The 16,249-nt window shown below is 38.6% G+C and carries 12 protein-coding genes and 1 pseudogene; 11 read left to right on the top strand and 2 right to left on the bottom strand.

Annotated elements, in window-relative coordinates; all coding sequences use genetic code 11:
* The first annotated feature begins 7 nt into the window (after window positions 1–7).
* Genes E4O00_RS06255 through E4O00_RS06240 form a run of 4 tightly spaced genes read left to right on the top strand, consistent with a single transcriptional unit; the run spans window position 8 to window position 2,985 of the window.
* The gene (locus E4O00_RS06255) at window positions 8–334 is read left to right on the top strand and encodes an HU family DNA-binding protein (RefSeq protein ID WP_253679324.1); all 327 of its coding nucleotides are present in this window, start codon (window positions 8–10) and stop codon (window positions 332–334) included.
* Window positions 324–1,964 (top strand): apolipoprotein N-acyltransferase, encoded by a 1,641-nt coding sequence (gene lnt, locus E4O00_RS06250; protein WP_253679322.1) that lies wholly within the window; start codon window positions 324–326, stop codon window positions 1,962–1,964. The genes E4O00_RS06255 and lnt overlap by 11 nt, the downstream gene beginning before the upstream one ends.
* On the top strand, window positions 1,951–2,367 hold the full coding sequence (locus tag E4O00_RS06245) for a bactofilin family protein (RefSeq protein ID WP_253679320.1): 417 nt from the start codon (window positions 1,951–1,953) through the stop codon (window positions 2,365–2,367). Before lnt ends, E4O00_RS06245 begins: the two co-directional genes overlap by 14 nt.
* Before the next feature lie 21 nt (window positions 2,368–2,388).
* Window positions 2,389–2,985, top strand: a complete 597-nt coding sequence (locus tag E4O00_RS06240; RefSeq protein ID WP_253679318.1) for a CinA family protein — start codon at window positions 2,389–2,391, stop codon at window positions 2,983–2,985.
* A gap of 48 nt (window positions 2,986–3,033) precedes the next feature.
* On the opposite strand, the pseudogene E4O00_RS14195 reads toward E4O00_RS06240, so the two are convergent.
* Together E4O00_RS14195 and E4O00_RS06225 are read right to left on the bottom strand one after the other, a co-directional pair.
* A pseudogene (locus E4O00_RS14195) lies at window positions 3,034–3,973 on the bottom strand (hypothetical protein).
* A 79-nt stretch (window positions 3,974–4,052) separates the two neighbouring features.
* Window positions 4,053–5,495, bottom strand: coding sequence for a hypothetical protein (locus E4O00_RS06225; RefSeq protein WP_253679312.1), 1,443 nt, complete (start codon window positions 5,493–5,495; stop codon window positions 4,053–4,055).
* A gap of 216 nt (window positions 5,496–5,711) precedes the next feature.
* On the opposite strand from E4O00_RS06225, the gene gpmA reads away from it, so the two are divergent.
* The 7 genes from gpmA to E4O00_RS06190 all read left to right on the top strand — a co-directional run bounded on the left by gpmA (window position 5,712) and on the right by E4O00_RS06190 (window position 16,205).
* Entirely contained in the window at window positions 5,712–6,455 is a 744-nt protein-coding gene (gene gpmA, locus E4O00_RS06220; RefSeq protein WP_253679310.1) for a 2,3-diphosphoglycerate-dependent phosphoglycerate mutase, read from the top strand.
* 14 nt (window positions 6,456–6,469) lie between these two features.
* On the top strand, window positions 6,470–7,951 hold the full coding sequence (locus E4O00_RS06215) for a M81 family metallopeptidase (protein WP_253679308.1): 1,482 nt from the start codon (window positions 6,470–6,472) through the stop codon (window positions 7,949–7,951).
* A gap of 19 nt (window positions 7,952–7,970) precedes the next feature.
* The gene (locus tag E4O00_RS06210) at window positions 7,971–12,473 is read left to right on the top strand and encodes a 2-hydroxyacyl-CoA dehydratase (protein ID WP_253679306.1); all 4,503 of its coding nucleotides are present in this window, start codon (window positions 7,971–7,973) and stop codon (window positions 12,471–12,473) included.
* 21 nt (window positions 12,474–12,494) lie between these two features.
* Complete coding sequence (locus E4O00_RS06205; RefSeq protein ID WP_253679304.1) at window positions 12,495–12,935, top strand: hypothetical protein; 441 nt, start codon at window positions 12,495–12,497, stop codon at window positions 12,933–12,935.
* Between the two features lie 158 nt (window positions 12,936–13,093).
* Window positions 13,094–13,720 carry a hypothetical protein gene (locus tag E4O00_RS06200; RefSeq protein ID WP_253679302.1) on the top strand — a complete coding sequence of 209 codons (627 nt, stop codon included), beginning with the start codon at window positions 13,094–13,096 and terminating at the stop codon, window positions 13,718–13,720.
* Window positions 13,721–13,730: 10 nt separating this feature from the next.
* Window positions 13,731–14,489 carry an ABC transporter ATP-binding protein gene (locus E4O00_RS06195; protein WP_253679300.1) on the top strand — a complete coding sequence of 253 codons (759 nt, stop codon included), beginning with the start codon at window positions 13,731–13,733 and terminating at the stop codon, window positions 14,487–14,489.
* Window positions 14,490–14,504: 15 nt separating this feature from the next.
* Entirely contained in the window at window positions 14,505–16,205 is a 1,701-nt protein-coding gene (locus E4O00_RS06190) for an ABC transporter permease (RefSeq protein WP_253679298.1), read from the top strand.
* Window positions 16,206–16,249: the final 44 nt, after the last annotated feature.

The following is a 16,249-nucleotide window of genomic DNA, read 5'->3' as shown; positions in this document are numbered from 1 at the left end:
TTACAAAATGAAAAAAAAACATTCCAAAATAGACATAATAGATTCCGTTTATCGAAACAATCCTCAATATCAGCTTAAGCAGATTAATTCTATAGCAAATCTGTTTTTAGATGAACTTTCTAAGCTTTTAAAGCAGGGAATTCCTGTAGAAATACGGGGTTTGGGGTCCTTTGATTTTACTGTTCTGCACGGGAAAAAAAATGCACGCAACCCTAAAACCGGAGAATCTGTTTTGACTTCCGATAGGTGTAAGATAAGATTTAAGCCGGGAAAGGAACTAAAAGATTCTTTGAGTAAAATAGAAGTGAAAGAGTTTTCAGGTAATGAAAAATAAATTGATGCTTTTTTCTTTAAACCTTTTACTTGCGGTTTTGGGTTCTGTTTTTTTTGCCTTATCTCATCCGAATTATTTTAACTTAAACGGTTTACAGATTTTGGCTTATGCAGCTCTTATTCCTTTTTTTGTATTGATTAAAAGAACTGATCTTAAATTTTCATTTTTATGGGGAGCCTTTTCAGGAGCTTTATTCTACTTTTTGTTTAATTTTTGGATAATATTTTTTCATCCGATTGCTATTTATATAATAATTGCAAAATATTGTGTTATTTATTCGCTATTATTTTTTGTTTTAAAGATAATCGATTCTTATATGTGTAAAAATGCCTTTGTTTTTCAAGCCGTAGCTTGGGTTGCTTTTGAATATTTGAATACTCTAGGCTTTTTAGGTTATCCTTACGGTATAATAGGATATACGCAATGGAATTTTCCTGTTTTAATTAGAGTATCTTCAATACTCGGAGTGTGGGGGATTTCTTTTTTACTGGTTTTCTTTTCCTCTTGCATGGCCTCTTTCCTTTTTGATTTTTATAAAGAAAAAAACATAAAAAATGTTTATAAAAGATATAAATTGCCTATGATGATTTGGATAGGTGTTTTTTTTGCTTTTATTTTTTATGGAACATTTACAAAGATAGAATTTTCAGGAAACTCAAAGGTAAAAATAGCCCTTGTGCAGCCTAATCATGATCCTTGGATTGGAAATTTTGAAGTTTATAAAAATAATTATGAAAATCTTAAATCCTTATCGGAAAAGGCTATCAAAGAGAATCCTGATCTTGATTTGGTAGTTTGGCCTGAAACAGCCTTTATTCCCAGAATAAGATGGCACTATAAATATTCGTCATCTTCTAATCCTTCTTCCGGTTTGGTCAGAGAGCTTCTTAATTTTTTAAATGAACAAAGAGTTCCTTTTTTGATAGGGAATGATGACGGAGAGATTAGTGAAAATCTTATGGATTCGGAAAATATAGATGCAGGTAGAATAGATTATAATGCCGCTTTGCTATTTATACCGGGGGAGAATGTTTTACCTCCTTCTCCTCAAATTTACCGAAAAATGCACTTAGTTCCGTTTACCGAACATTTTCCTTATCAAAAAATTTTTCCTCAAGTTTACGAATTTTTAAAAGAAAACGATACTCATTTTTGGGAAAAAGGAAAAGAATCAAACCTGCTTGAGTTTAATAATTTAAAAATAGGAACACCCATTTGCTTTGAAGATACCTTCGGTTATATTTCGAGTATTTTTTCAAAAAAAGGTGCCGATATAATTATAAATCTAACAAACGATGCTTGGGCTCAAAGTGCCGTAAGTCAGTATCAGCATTTATCTATGGCTGTTTTTCGTGCTGTTGAAAACCGTCTTCCTGTGTTAAGATCTACAAGTTCGGGGCAGACAGCCTTTATCGATCAAAACGGAAATATTCAAAAAATGCTTCAGCCCTTTATCAAGGACAATTTAATTGCTGATGTAACCTTATTGACAAAAGGATATAAAACCGTTTACTCTTATTTGGGCGATTTTTTTGGAATACTTTGCACAATAGTTTTAGTTTTTAATTTGTGCTTTATCATAATCAATAAATTTATTAAAAAAGATCGGAGGTCAAATGAAACGGAATAATAAATATAAGGAAAAGAATATTACGGTTTTAGGGAAGGAAACCGTTTTTGACGGGGTAATGAAATTCTCCGAAACCTTACAGATTGAAGGAAAATTTATCGGAGCCATTGATTCTCAAGGCTCATTGTATATTTCAAAAAATGCAGACTGTAGAGTTCAGTATGTTAAGGCTGCTTCGATAGTTGTTGAAGGAGCTGTTGTGGGTTCACTATCTGCCGCCGATAAAGTCGATTTAAAGTCAGGATGTTCCGTTAAGGGAAATATTACTGCCGGCCGTCTTAGGATAGCCGATAAGGTTTCGTTTGAAGGTTCTGTGAGAATGATTAAAAATAATAGCTTCCCCGAAAAAAACTTTTTTTCTATAAAGTCGGATCAGCTTAAAGAACAGCTTAGCCGTGAATAATGCTTTTTTTAGGGTGCTTAAATGATTGATTTTGAGCTTATAAAAAAAGTTTTTTTGCTTCTAAAAGAAAGGAACATTAAGCTTATAACTGCCGAATCTTTAACCGGAGGCTTGATAGCTTCAGAGTTTACAAAGATACCCGGGAGTTCAGAGGTGCTTTGGGGCGGATATGTTGTATATACACCGCAAGCAAAAATTTCGCTTTTAGGCATAGAGCCTGCTATAATCGACTCTTTCGGAGTAGTAAGCCTTCAAACTGTAGAAGCTATGACTTTCGGTGCTATAAAAAAATTCTTTGACTCTTCTTGTGGTAATGAGTCTGTTATTTCCATAGCAGTCAGCGGAGCTGCAGGCCCTTCAAGCCTTGAAGGAAATCCTCCGGGTACAGTATGTGTTTCTGCCGCTTTTTTTTATTGGAAAACTTTCGATTCGGAAAAATTAAATTATTCACAAGTTTTAAAAAAAGAAGACCTTGTTTTTAAAACTAATACTTATGTGTTTTCAGGTTCAAGAGATGAGGTAAGAGAGCAAACATTAAATAAAGCTTTTTTGCATGTTCTCTCCTTAATTGAAAGAACGGCAGTCCCGGTTGGGAACTGCCGTAATTTTAAGTGTTGAACCGAAATTAATATATAAACTGTTTTTCTTAAGACTCCTCCAAATCTTTTATTCGTATGGGATAACTTCGGTTCTCCACAAAATCATAAAATGAATAGCTGTGTCCTCGTACTTTGTTCCCTTGTAAACATCCAATATTGTAATCTTAACATCTTCTTGTTCCGGTAAAAAGCTTATATCGATAGTTTGAGGATGGGGCGTATCCTTTACGGTAAATTCTTTTTTCCTGCCGCTTTTAACACCTTCAACCAATATTTTTTTAATCCTTCCGTTTTCATCATAAAGCTTAGGGTTTGAAGCTGAAATATAGCCGTTCATTAAGAGTATGTATTTATCATCACTATTATCCCATGTTTTTATAACAAAGGACTCTCCTATACCCCAGCCGTCTACTCCTTCTACCCAAGGAGTGTCTTGATTCATATCACATAGGTTTTCTATCTTGTACTCTCTTTTTCCTGTTTTTGTTTCTTCGACAAGATGTGAACTTACATTTTCATAATAAAAGTAAGGTGTTTCTCCGGTTCCTCCTGTGGGAAATCTTGTAAAAAAAGTCTGATGCATTTTTTCCCTTGAGTGCGGGTAACATACCTAGGCCTATGACAGCATCCTTGTCTTCTGTCCAAGCTTTTTTTGCCAAGCCCGTTAAAAGCATGAACTTATTACCAAAATAGTTTTTTGAGGTAGGATTAAGGTTTGCATATAGGTCTTCAGGAATATCGGCATCCAATTCAAACAGGGGAAAGCGTCCTACGTACTTTTTTTTGTACTTGTAGATCTTTTTTATTTCTTCCTCTTTTGCATTATACCAGCTTATCTCGACTTTATTTCCTTTTTGGAATTCGATAAAATAAGCAAGAGGTGGTCCATCGCCATAGCTAAATCCCGTTAAATCAAAGTTTTGCCCTATTGCAAAACTGCCCATAATTAAAAAAAGACACAAAAGTGAACTTTTTTTTAATAAACCGATCTTTCTTTTTAAAAACATTTTCTTTTCTCCTTATAAAAGTTTAAGTTTTAAAACCGGACAGGTATTTACCTGTCCGGAAAATCTAAGCTGCAAATATTTAGATATCTACATGCCGTTTAGATGTTATGGTAGTGTGAATATTTTCTGGTGTTATACCTAATAACATATTCATAAATTCATCATGTACTGGTTGTCCTCCTGACTTGGACGAAGTACATCCTGCAGACCAAGGATTAATCCATATCCTATTACCTTCCTTAGGAATATATCCAGGTTTATATTCCGTTGCATGTGGTAAATAGTATTTTTTATTTATGTCATGACGAATTTTTTGGGGAATATTCGGGTCATCAGTTTGATAACGTAATGTATTCGCAAACTTTATTGAATTATATGTACCATCCGCTTGTTTTATCAAACCTTCTGCCGTAAAAAAATACTTACCGTCAGGCAGGGTCATACCGCTATGCTTGTCAGCAAAGGCCTTGCTTTCTGCATTAGCTCCGACCATATCCTTAATATTGCATTTTACAACCTGTCCGTTTGCCAAGCGAACAGTATCAATACTTCGAACCGAATCAAATTTGTTTCCATAACCGTCATGCTCACGTTTAATAGAAATGTTCATGCCGTCAACATTAAAATTATTCATTTCGATATACCTGCCATTTACATCGATAGCAATAATTGGGCTTGAATAGTCATTGAGCTGTTTATCTACGGCAACGGCTTTTCCATTTAACCAACTAGATTCAACTTGACTGGCAAAATCAGTATCCATTTTGGCTAGCAATGCTGCTTTTCCTCTCTCTCTTGGCGATAAAATGTCTTTATTCCTTTTATTTCCGGTATCGGGATCGGCAGATGATTTTGTGTTTTCTGGTAATGGAGTTGTTTGGTTCCCGGTATTCCCATTGTTGCCGGTGTTTCCGGCAGCAGGAGGAGCTTGATTTTCTCCGCTGTTGCTTGAGCCGGAGGAAATTCCATTGCCTGAATAATCATCGTCATCGTCATACTTGTCGTACCAGGAATCATCATAATCATGATCGTCATAATGATTGTTTCCGTTTCCAGTATTGCCGCCGCTGCTATCTCCGCTATTTGACGGACTGGGCGTTTCGTCTGCCGTATTAGAGGAATCATTCTGGTTTGTTCCCTCATTTACAGGTGCCGATTCTGACGGTGCAGGACGTGGGGCAGAATCAACTGGAGCCGGAGCTGTATTATTCGAATCATTTTGTATCGGTATGTTGTCTTTCGGATTAGGCTCAATCGGATTCATATCTGTATCTACAGGTTTGATATTCTTAACCGGATGGGTACTCGGATTAGGTTCAACTGGATTCGTGTCCTTGTCTATGGGGGGGGTCTTTCTAACCGGAGGGGTACTCGGGTTAGGTTCAACTGGATTAAAATCCATTGCCCTGCTCTGCGATGACCGTCCGGTTTTGGTGCCGGAAGTATTGCTTATTCCGTTACCCTTACCGATACTAAAATCATCAAAATTTCTTAAATAATAAGAATTTTTCCTACTTTCCATAAATTTCTCCTTGTAAAAAATATTTTTTCCATGCATAGAAAATATGGAAGCTTTCGGAAATCACTGCATTTTCCTCCTGCCTCCATTATATTATAGCTTTTAGTTAAAAACAATAGTACTTTTAAAAAAATATTATTTTTTTTAGCTTAAATTTTTTCGCTCTTGACACTATTTAGCATATTAGATAGTATCTTTATAAAAAAGGAGAAATTTAGTATGAAATTGGTTTTGGTCAGGCATGGCGAAAGTGAATGGAATAAGCTCAACTTATTTACAGGCTGGACAGATGTCGATTTAAGCGAAAAAGGTGTCGAAGAAGCAAAAGAAGGCGGAGTCTATTTAAAAAAAGAAGGTTTTGATTTTGACATCTGCTATACTTCTTATCTAAAAAGGGCAATCCACACCCTCAATCATATTTTAAACGAGATGGATAGAGAATGGCTTCCCGTCATAAAAACTTGGAAGCTTAACGAAAGACATTACGGGGCCTTGCAGGGCTTAAACAAGGCAGAAACGGCCGAAAAATACGGAGAGGATCAGGTAAAAATTTGGCGCCGCTCCTTTGATATTGCTCCTCCTGTTTTGGAAGAAGGAGATAAGCGTTGTCCCTATTTACAGGAACAATACAGGGGAATTGAAAAATCAGAGCTTCCCCTGACCGAAAGTTTAAAAGATACAATAGCCAGGGCAGTTCCCTTCTTTGAAGAGACTATAAAGCCCCAAATGCTTGAAGGAAAAAGAATTCTTATAACTGCCCACGGGAACTCCCTCAGGGCCTTGGTCAAATATTTTGAAAATTTAAGCGATGAAGAAATCATCTCTGTAAATATTCCGACAGGCGTTCCCTTGGTCTATGAATTCGATAAAGATTTTAAGGTTATAAGCAAACGCTATCTGGGAGACCAAGAAAAAATAAACGCAAAAATAAATGCAGTTGCAAATCAAGGAAAAAAGAAATAAGGTAAGAACATAAAATGAAGCGAATTTTAGTAGGATGCATAAATCACGAGTCGAACAGCTTTAATCCTATTATTACGGGTATTGAAGATTTTGTTATTTTTAAAGGAGAAGAAGTTTTAACAAAAGGTTTAAAACCCTATTACTCTTCTACCGGAATTATCGAAACCATTCAAAAATGGGGCTGGGATGTTGTGCCTGCCGTAGTTGCAAGGGCCGTTCCGAACGGCTTGGTCGATTATAATCTATATACCGAGCTTAAAAAAGAATTTTTAGCCTATATAGATAAGGCCCTTTTAGAAGCTCCGATTGACGGCATCTGCTTAGGCCTTCACGGTTCCTTAAAGGTGCAAAACATAGGCCCTGCCGAAGGAGACCTTTTAAAAGCAATCCGTGAAAAGCTTCCCCATATTCCTTTAACGACCGCCCTCGATATGCATGCTACCGTAACCGATGAGATGATTAAATATTGCGACGGTATCGTAGGTTATAAAACCGCTCCTCATATTGACTGCTATGAAACCGGTGTCCATGCAGCCGAACTTTTAAAAGCTGCCTTAGAGCCTTCAAATAAACTTTGTATAGGAAGGGTAAAAATCCCCATGCTGGTGGCAGGAGAAAAAAGCGAAACCGCCGCCGAGCCTATGAAAAGCTTAATCGCCTCATGCGTTGAGTCCGAAAAGGAAAAAGACTTACTTGCAGCCTCCGTTCTTTTGGGTTTCCCTTGGGCAGACAGCAAGGATAACGGCGTAAACATTGTAACAACAGCCTTAAACGACCAAGCCCTTGCAGACAGGGCAGCCTTAAAGATAGCCAAGGAATTTTGGGCCGAGCGTCATAATTTTAAATTTAAGGTAGAGCATTACGATTCCTTTACTGCAATAAAAACCGCAGTTGAATCGGTAATGCAAAATAAAGAAGGCCCCGTCTTTGTCTCCGATTCGGGAGATAATCCTACAGCCGGTTCTACGGGGGACTCCACCGAGTGCTTTGAAGCTCTTTTAAAACAAAAAGAAGCTTTAAAAGCTCTACCCACTAAGGTGCTTTATTCGGGATTTTTCGATAAGGCTGCCGTTGAAAAATGCTTTGAGGCAGGGGAGGGAGCTTCCTTAGAAATAACTATAGGCGGAACATGGGATAAAATCAACGGCAAAAAAATTCCTTGTTCCGTGAAGGTCTTAAAACTTGTAAAAAACTACGGCGTTTATGATTCCCGATTGGCTTTTGTCGAAATGGAAGACATAAGAATAGTTTTAACCTCAAATCACATAGGCTTCGGGGATGATGAGCTCTTGCCTGCCCTAGGCGTAAATGCAGAAGACTATTGTATAGTTATCGTAAAGCTGGGTTATTTGGAACCCTGTTTTCAAAAAATAGCAAAGAGGGCGATATTGGCGGAATCTAAGGGCTGTTCAAACGAGGTCTTGGAAACCTTGGATTACCCTCAAACTCCGCGTCCAATATATCCCTTGGATAAGGACATGGATATAAAATTATAATTTAAAATCGGTTGGTGTTATGAATAGAGAGAGTGTGCTGCGTTTCGGAATCGATGTCGGCTCGACAACCGTAAAGGTTGTTGTTTTAGAAGATAACGGAAAAATCCTTTTTAGTAAATATCAAAGACACAGGGCCGACATAAGAACGACAATTATATCCGTTTGCGAGCTTGCGGTAGAAGCTGTCGAAAAAAAATACGGAGAAGATGTAGAACTCTCCCTCATTGTAACGGGATCAGGTGGACTTGCCGTTTCGCACTGGCTCAATATTCCCTTTATTCAAGAAGTTGTAGCCTCAACTGCCGCCGTAAAAAAGATAATTCCCCAAACCGATGTTATAATAGAGCTCGGCGGCGAGGATGCAAAGATTACTTATTTTGAGCACGCCAATATCGAGCAAAGAATGAACGGTACCTGTGCAGGAGGTACGGGCTCCTTTATAGACCAGATGGCCGCCCTCTTGGAAACCGATGCCTTGGGCTTAAATGAGCTTGCAAAAAATGCTAAGACTATTTACCCTATAGCCGCCCGCTGCGGAGTCTTTGCCAAAACCGACGTTCAGCCCCTTATAAACGAGGGCGCAAAAAGAGAGGACATAGCAGCCAGTATCTTTCAAGCTGTAGTAAGCCAGACTATTTCAGGCCTTGCCTGCGGTAAACCCATAAGAGGAAAGGTCGCTTTTTTGGGAGGCCCCTTACATTTTTTGGATCAGCTAAGGCACAGGTTTATCGAAACCTTAAAGCTTAAAGAAAATGAGATTATCACTCCTGAAAATTCGGAACTCTTTGTAGCCATGGGGGCAGCCTTGAGTGCTGCCGGAGGCTTTAAGATACCTAAGGCCTCAAGCTCTCCCTTCAATCAGTCTGCTCTCTTGGACCTAAAAAAGGCTCAGTTTAAAACCTCTACAAAAAAGGACGAAAATAAATCGCCTCTTGTCTTTGAAGATGAGCCTGAGACAAAACCCCATTTTATAGCGCTTTCAAAATTCAAAAAAGATATTTATAAGATAGCTTCTTCCGAGATGCCCGAGGTTCAGCGCCTTCCTCCTCTTTTTAAAAATGAAGAAGAACTTGAGACTTTCAGGATAAGGCATGCAGAGGAAACGGCTCCCTCGGCCGATATTTCCTCTGCTTCCGGCCCCGTCTTTTTAGGGCTTGATGCAGGCTCAACTACCACCAAGGCCGTTTTAATCGATGGGGAAGGAAAAATTCTCTGGCGTTTTTATGACGTAAATGCCGGAAACCCTGTAGAGCTTGCAGTAAGGGTTTTAAAAGACCTTTACAAGATGTTTCCTCCAAAGGCCTATATAGCCCGCTCCGTTTCTACAGGATATGGGGAGGGGCTTTTTCAGGCTGCTTTGGGTGTAGATGCAGGAGAGGTTGAAACGATCGCACACTACCGTGCCGCAGAATTCTTTTTACCCGGAGTAGACTTCCTTTTGGATATAGGCGGTCAGGATATGAAGTGCCTCCGCATGAAAAACGGAGCCATAAGTTCTATTCAGCTGAATGAGGCTTGTTCTTCAGGCTGCGGAAGCTTTTTGGATAACTTTGCCCGATCCCTCGGAATGAGCATAAGCGAATTTGCGAGCCTGGCTCTTCTTGCCGAAAAACCCGTAGATTTAGGTACACGATGCACGGTTTTTATGAACAGCCGCGTTAAGCAGGCTCAAAAAGAAGGAGCCTCGGTAGGAGACATTTCTTCAGGTCTTTCTTATTCCGTTATAAAAAATGCCCTCTTTAAGGTTATTAAATTGCGCGATGCCTCCGAGGTAGGAAGCAAGGTAATAGTGCAGGGCGGAACCTTTAATAACGATGCCGTTTTGCGTGCTTTTGAGCTTGTTTCGGGAAGACAGGCTGTCCGCCCCGATGTTGCAGGCCTTATGGGTGCATACGGAGCTGCCTTAATTGCAAAAGATCAATGGCATGACCTTGACGAAGAAAATCTTTCCGAAGGAAAAATAAGATCGAACATTGCCGATATGGAAGGCTTGGAAAATTTTAAGGTAAAGCTTGATTTATTGCGCTGTCCCAAATGCCCGAATAACTGCCTTTTAACCGTAAACACCTTCGATATTTGCGGGGTAAAACGGCGATTTATTACGGGAAACAGATGTGAACGCGGTGCTGAACTTGATAAAAACAGCGGAATTGAAGAGTGTTCATCTCAAGTTTCCTCTAAAGATCAAGAAGCGGTAAACAAAAAAGATATACCGAACCTCTTTGACTGGAAATATAAGAGGCTTTTTAAATATAAGCCGATTCCTAAAAATGAAGCTCCACGAGGCGAGATAGGAATTCCGCGGGTTTTAAACATGTACGAAAACTATCCGTTCTGGTTTACCTTTTTTACTGAGCTGGGATTTTCGGTTAGAATTTCTCCCCGCTCAACCAGAGGAACCTACGAGATGGGTCTTGAATCTATTCCGTCCGAATCGGTTTGTTATCCCGGAAAGATAGCTCACGGTCATATTGAGGCCCTCTTAAAATTAGGCGTAAAAAATATTTTCTATCCCTGTATTCCTTACGAGAAAAAAGAAGATGACGGAGCCGGAAACCATTATAACTGTCCCATTGTTACAAGCTATCCTGAGGTTTTAAAAAACAATATCGATGTTCTAAGGCAGGATGCAAATATAATTTATTTAAATCCCTTTTTACCCTATTACGATAAACACCGCTTAACCGACCGTCTTTATGAAGAATTAGGTGCAAAGTTTTCAATAAGTTTGGAAGAAATAAAAAATGCCGTTAAGTCGGCATGGGCCGAGGAAGAAGACTTTAAAAAAGAAACGGAGGAGAAGGGCGAAGAGGTTTTACGCATAATTAAAGAAAAAAATCTTAAAGGCATTGTGCTTGCAGGACGGCCCTATCACCTTGATCCCGAAATAAACCACGGCATCCCTGAGATGCTCAATGGTCTTGGCCTTGCGGTTTTAACCGAGGACTCGGTTGCCCACTTAGGAAAGATAGAGCGCCCTTTGCGTGTTGTAGATCAGTGGACTTACCACAACCGCCTCTACAGGGCAGGAAACTTTACCTCAACTCAAGAGAATTTGGAATTTATACAGCTTACCAGCTTCGGCTGCGGTTTGGATGCGGTAACGGCCGATCAGGTTCAGGAAATAGTTGAGTCAAAGGGGAAAATGTACACCCTCATAAAAATAGATGAGGGTTCCAACCTCGGAGCCGTGAGAATAAGAGTACGTAGTCTTTTGGCTGCTGTCAAGGAAAGAAAGAGGCATAAACTTTCTTTAAGCAAAAAATCGGCTGCCTATGATAGAATTGTTTTTTCAAAGGAGATGGAAAAACGATACACTATTTTAGCACCGCAGATGTCTCCCATTCATTTTGACCTCATCGGAGCCGCTATTTCGCATTCCGGTTATAACTTTGAAATTCTTACCGAAATCGATCAAACTGCCGTAGAGTACGGCTTAAAGTATATAAACAATGATGCCTGTTATCCTGCCATCATAGTTGCAGGCCAGATGATAGCAGCCCTAAAATCGGGCCGCTACGATTTACGCACAACAGCTTTGGCAATTACCCAAACTGGAGGAGGCTGCCGGGCCACAAACTACATAGGCTTTATAAGACGGGCACTCATAGATGCAGGCTTGGGCTTTGTTCCGGTAATCGGCATCAGTGCCCAGTCCATCGAAAAAAATCCCGGCTTTAAATTAAAGCTCCCTGTTTTACACAGGGTTGCTCAAGCCATGTGCTTAGGCGACCTTTTGATGAGGGTACTTTACCGTACCCGTCCATACGAAAAGGTTGCCGGTTCTGCAAACGAAATATATAAAAAATATGCAGTCCTTATCAAGGATGCTTTGAAAAAAATGTCTACAAGAAAATATAGGGAAATAATAAACGGCATTGTAAGAGACTTCGATAATCTCCCCTTAAAAAATATCCGAAAACCTCGTGTCGGCGTAGTAGGGGAAATATTGGTTAAATTCCACCCCGCAGCCAATAACGATATTTTTAATACAATAGAAAGAGAGGGAGCTGAATGTGTCGTTCCCGACCTCTTAGATTTTTTCCTTTATTCTTCAGCGACAGGAATATATAAAAATACATATCTCGATTACTCGTTTAAAAAACGCTTTATTGCAAGTCTTACAATATGGATTATGGAACGATACAGGAAGCCGATAAAAAAAGCTTTAAAGAGGAGTAAGCGTTTTACCCCTCCTGAAAGTATATACAGACTAGCCGATTCTGTAGACGGAATTTTGCAGCTGGGTAATGTTACGGGAGAAGGCTGGTTTTTAACGGCAGAAATGATAGAGCTCATTCATTCAGGCGTTTCCAATATTGCCTGCGTGCAGCCCTTTGCCTGCCTCCCCAATCATGTAACGGGAAAAGGAATGATAAAGGAATTGCGCCGCCGTTACCCTGAAGCCAATATCTCTGCCATAGACTTCGACCCGGGAGCCAGCGAGGTAAACCAGCTCAACCGCTTAAAACTCCTCCTAGCCAACGCCAAGCCGGGCCTTCACCCCGATGAAACAAAGTGAGATTGGTATTATGGGGTAGTAATGATAAATAATATTAAAAAGAAATGGCTGTTTTTTTTGTCATTTGGTATGGCATTAATAGTAACATCATGGTTGTTATATACTAGTGTTTCCGATTTATATAAATTTAACCGTGAGGTAAAATTAATTTTAGAACAAAATAAAAGAGTTGAAGCTGTTGTTATTGAAAGTTATTACATACGAAGAGACCCTGTTACATATTGGTTTAGAACAGAACATGGGAGAAAATATTATGCCAAATTATTACCTTCTTTTAAGAATCCCGATATTGGAGAAAAATTAGTAATATTGATAGCGGACAATATAAAGTTATGTTTGATCGAAGATATAAAATATAAGCAGATTTTAGGTTATAAATACCATTTGTTGTACGATATTATTATTTCAAGTCTTTCTCTTGTTTTTTCTATAGTTATGCTAGTTATTACTGTTGAAATTTAAGACAAATAAACACTTCCCCCCCCCCTCAACCTTTGTCCTTTCACGGCATTCGTCATTTATAGATTGTCCTTTCTCCCCTTATTGACACTAAACTTGTTATTTTAGTATAATACAAAGTTATCATGGTATAATGCTATTATAAGGATAGCGTGCTATACATGATAGCCGACTATCAAAATGATAGAGATAAGGAGTTTACTTTGACAAGAGATTTAGGAATATTAAAGGGAATTTATCTTGCTCCTTACATGCAGGTTGCTACCGCCTTAATCGGAAAGGCCCGTCATGCAGGAGGCAATATGTTCCGGCACCAGGTAGATACTATGGGCATTCTGATCGACTACGGATACATTGACAGTGTTCTTTTAAAAGCTTCGTTAATCCATGATGTTATCGAAGATATTGAAGATTTCAATGTAAACGAAATCTTAAATATCGATTCAGAATCGGGGCAGGTTTATGAACTTGTTTTGGAAGTTACAAAGAAAAAGGGACAAGAAAAAACCGAGTATCTAAAAAACATAATCAAAAACGGTTCCGATAAGGCTAAAATTTTAAAATGTGCCGACAGGATAAGCAATATGATAAGTTTGGGCTTTGTGACGGATCCCGAATTTATTGAACGTTACTGCAATGAAACGGAACTCTATATTTTCCCCATTGCCTTGGAAGTTAATTTTGAAATGTACAAGGAACTTATGGCCTTGGTGGTTTCACGCAGACAGTATTTGGTTGAGTGCGGCTATCTGGAAGAAAGTGTAAGAAAAATGCGTCAGGCAAGGTAAGGTTTTATTTATGATTGAAATTTCAAATGTTTCAAAGGCCTACGGTTCTTCTAAAACAAAGGCTGTAGACGGTATTTCTGTAAATGTAAAAAACGGCGAAATTTTCGGCTTTTTAGGACCGAACGGAGCCGGAAAAACTACAACAATTAAGATGATAACCGGAGTTCTTAATCCGGATTCCGGCTCAATAATCGTTGACGGCATAAACATAGCTGAAGACTCTATGGAAGCAAAAAGAAGAATAGGCTATGTTACCGATAATCCTGAACTTTTTTCCCAATTAAAGGCGGCTGAATATTTAAATTTTGTCGGAGATGTTTATGGAGTTCCGGCAGATATAAGACAAGAAAGAATAGAGCGTTATACTAAACTTTTCGGAATAAATGAGGCCTTAAACGGGAGTATAGGAAGTTTTTCCCACGGAATGAAGCAAAAACTTTTGGTTACCGGAAGCCTCTTATCAGACCCTGCTGTTTGGATCTTGGATGAACCCATGGTAGGCTTGGATCCCAAATCTGCCTTTTCGTTAAAGGAAATTATGAGAGAAAGAGCTGATGCCGGAAAGGTTGTTTTCTTTTCTACCCATGTTATGGAGGTTGCCGAAAAACTTTGCGACAGACTTGCAATCATAAATTCAGGCAAAATTATGTTTGAGGGTTCTTTACAAGAATTAAGGGAAAAACGAGGAGAAAACGCCTCTCTTGAAAAGCTATTTTTGGAACTCGTTGACGATAAATCTTCTTTTGATTTTGAAAACGGAGAAGCTTAAGAGAGTTAAAAAATTATGAAAGTTTTTTTTAGATTGGTTAAAATTTATTTGGCTTCGGTTTTTAACTTTAAGAATTTTAAGGCTCAAATTCAAAAAAGAAAAAAGAGGGGAGAGCAAACCGTAACAAGAAATTCCAAGGCTAAGATAGCCGGTATTGCGGTCTTGTTTTTGGTGGTCTTTGCAGAGTTTTTGCTTATCTTCGGCTTTTTGATTTTCGGACTATACGGAACGGCGAAGGCTGTCAACAATATAAATATTCTGTTTGAGGTAACGGCTGTTCTTATCTCTTTTATGAGTCTATTATTCGGCTTTATGCTGACTATTTCCACCTACTACATCGGAGAAATTGAAGAACAGTTTTTGGCCATGCCCATTAAACCGCGTACCTTGTTTGCATCAAAATTTTTTGCAAACACAATTAATTCGCTTATTACCTCTGTTGCCTTTTTTGCTGTGTTGATGGGAATCTACGGCTATATGGAAGCCCCTCCTCTTATATTTTATCTATGGGCCCTCATCTGTGCCTTGGTAATCCCTCTACCCATGATTTCGGTCTGTTATTTTTTTAATATTCTTATCATGCGTTTTACTAGAATTTTTAAAAATAAAAATGTTGTCATGGCTGTCAACGGAATTGTAGGTATGTCTCTCGCTTTGGGATTTAATTATATAATCCAATCGGCTACAGGTTCCGACCCTGAGGCTATTTATACAATGGTGGGATCCAATGCTGCCGCCTTTCAATCTTATGGAGCATACTATCCTCCGATAAAACTTGTAGGGTATATTTTAAGTGCTCCGGATTCTGTTTTAAGCTTTTTATATCTCGTATTGCTGATTGCCCTTTGTGCTGTTTTCCCTGCCTTGATTATAGGTTTTATGTCAAAGCTTTACACCGAAAGCCTAATAGGTTTTAACGAAAAGAGCATAAAAAAACTTGAAGCAAAACAAGTTTCCGCTTATTTAAGCAAAAATATAAAAAGATCAAGTCCTTTTATGGCTTATTTGAAGAGGGAATTTAAAATGATGAACCGTACTCCGGTTTACCTTTTAAACGGCCCCTTTTCGATTATTTTTATGCCTGTATTGATAATCGTTATAAGCATTGCAAAGGGTACAAACTTAAATGATGTGCCGCCTCATGTACTTGATTTTATGCAGGGAAATGCAGGTTTTGTAATTACGGGCCTTGCAGCCGGTTTTTTAGGCTCAATGACCAATATTGCGGACACGGCTCTTTCACGGGATGCCAAATTTATTCCCTTTATTAAAAGTTTACCGGTTGATATTGCAGTTTATATGTATGCTAAATTAGCCCATGCTATGATTTTTGCTGTTTTTGCCATAGTGATAGGGGTAGGCTTTGCAAGCTTTGTATTTAAATTCGGCATCTTTCATATAGTGCTGTCATCTATGGTAGCTCTTTGCTTTTCGGCTTTGGTCAATCTAGTGTCCTTATTTTTGGATACTGCACATCCTAAACTGCATTGGGATAATCCTGTTGCCGCAATGAAGCAAAATACAAACATTCTTTTTATAATGTTTTTTAATATGATCATTTTGGCAATTTCTGCCGTTGCCGTATTTTTTACAATGAACTCATATTTATGGGTAATTTTAATTTACTTTTGCGGTATTCCTGCCGCAATTTTTTCAGTTTTAATTAAACCATATGGAATATATGCAGAAAACAAGATAGCAAGTCTCGAATTGTAATTACCTGCTAGACTAAAATGCATTTTTTTTGTAATCTTGTAAAA

It is taken from the genome of Treponema sp. OMZ 788 (genome assembly GCF_024181245.1).
GTDB lineage: Bacteria > Spirochaetota > Spirochaetia > Treponematales > Treponemataceae > Treponema_B.
The sequence above is the reverse complement of the archived record's forward strand: the minus strand, read 5'-3'. Positions and strand labels throughout refer to the sequence as shown.

Coding starts and splice junctions, on each gene's coding strand:
- E4O00_RS06255 (WP_253679324.1), top strand. CDS start 8: ATGAAAAAAAAACATTCCAAAATAGACATAATAGATTCCGTTTATCGA.
- lnt (WP_253679322.1), top strand. CDS start 324: ATGAAAAATAAATTGATGCTTTTTTCTTTAAACCTTTTACTTGCGGTT.
- E4O00_RS06245 (WP_253679320.1), top strand. CDS start 1,951: ATGAAACGGAATAATAAATATAAGGAAAAGAATATTACGGTTTTAGGG.
- E4O00_RS06240 (WP_253679318.1), top strand. CDS start 2,389: ATGATTGATTTTGAGCTTATAAAAAAAGTTTTTTTGCTTCTAAAAGAA.
- E4O00_RS06225 (WP_253679312.1), bottom strand. CDS start 5,495: ATGGAAAGTAGGAAAAATTCTTATTATTTAAGAAATTTTGATGATTTT.
- gpmA (WP_253679310.1), top strand. CDS start 5,712: ATGAAATTGGTTTTGGTCAGGCATGGCGAAAGTGAATGGAATAAGCTC.
- E4O00_RS06215 (WP_253679308.1), top strand. CDS start 6,470: ATGAAGCGAATTTTAGTAGGATGCATAAATCACGAGTCGAACAGCTTT.
- E4O00_RS06210 (WP_253679306.1), top strand. CDS start 7,971: ATGAATAGAGAGAGTGTGCTGCGTTTCGGAATCGATGTCGGCTCGACA.
- E4O00_RS06205 (WP_253679304.1), top strand. CDS start 12,495: ATGATAAATAATATTAAAAAGAAATGGCTGTTTTTTTTGTCATTTGGT.
- E4O00_RS06200 (WP_253679302.1), top strand. CDS start 13,094: ATGATAGCCGACTATCAAAATGATAGAGATAAGGAGTTTACTTTGACA.
- E4O00_RS06195 (WP_253679300.1), top strand. CDS start 13,731: ATGATTGAAATTTCAAATGTTTCAAAGGCCTACGGTTCTTCTAAAACA.
- E4O00_RS06190 (WP_253679298.1), top strand. CDS start 14,505: ATGAAAGTTTTTTTTAGATTGGTTAAAATTTATTTGGCTTCGGTTTTT.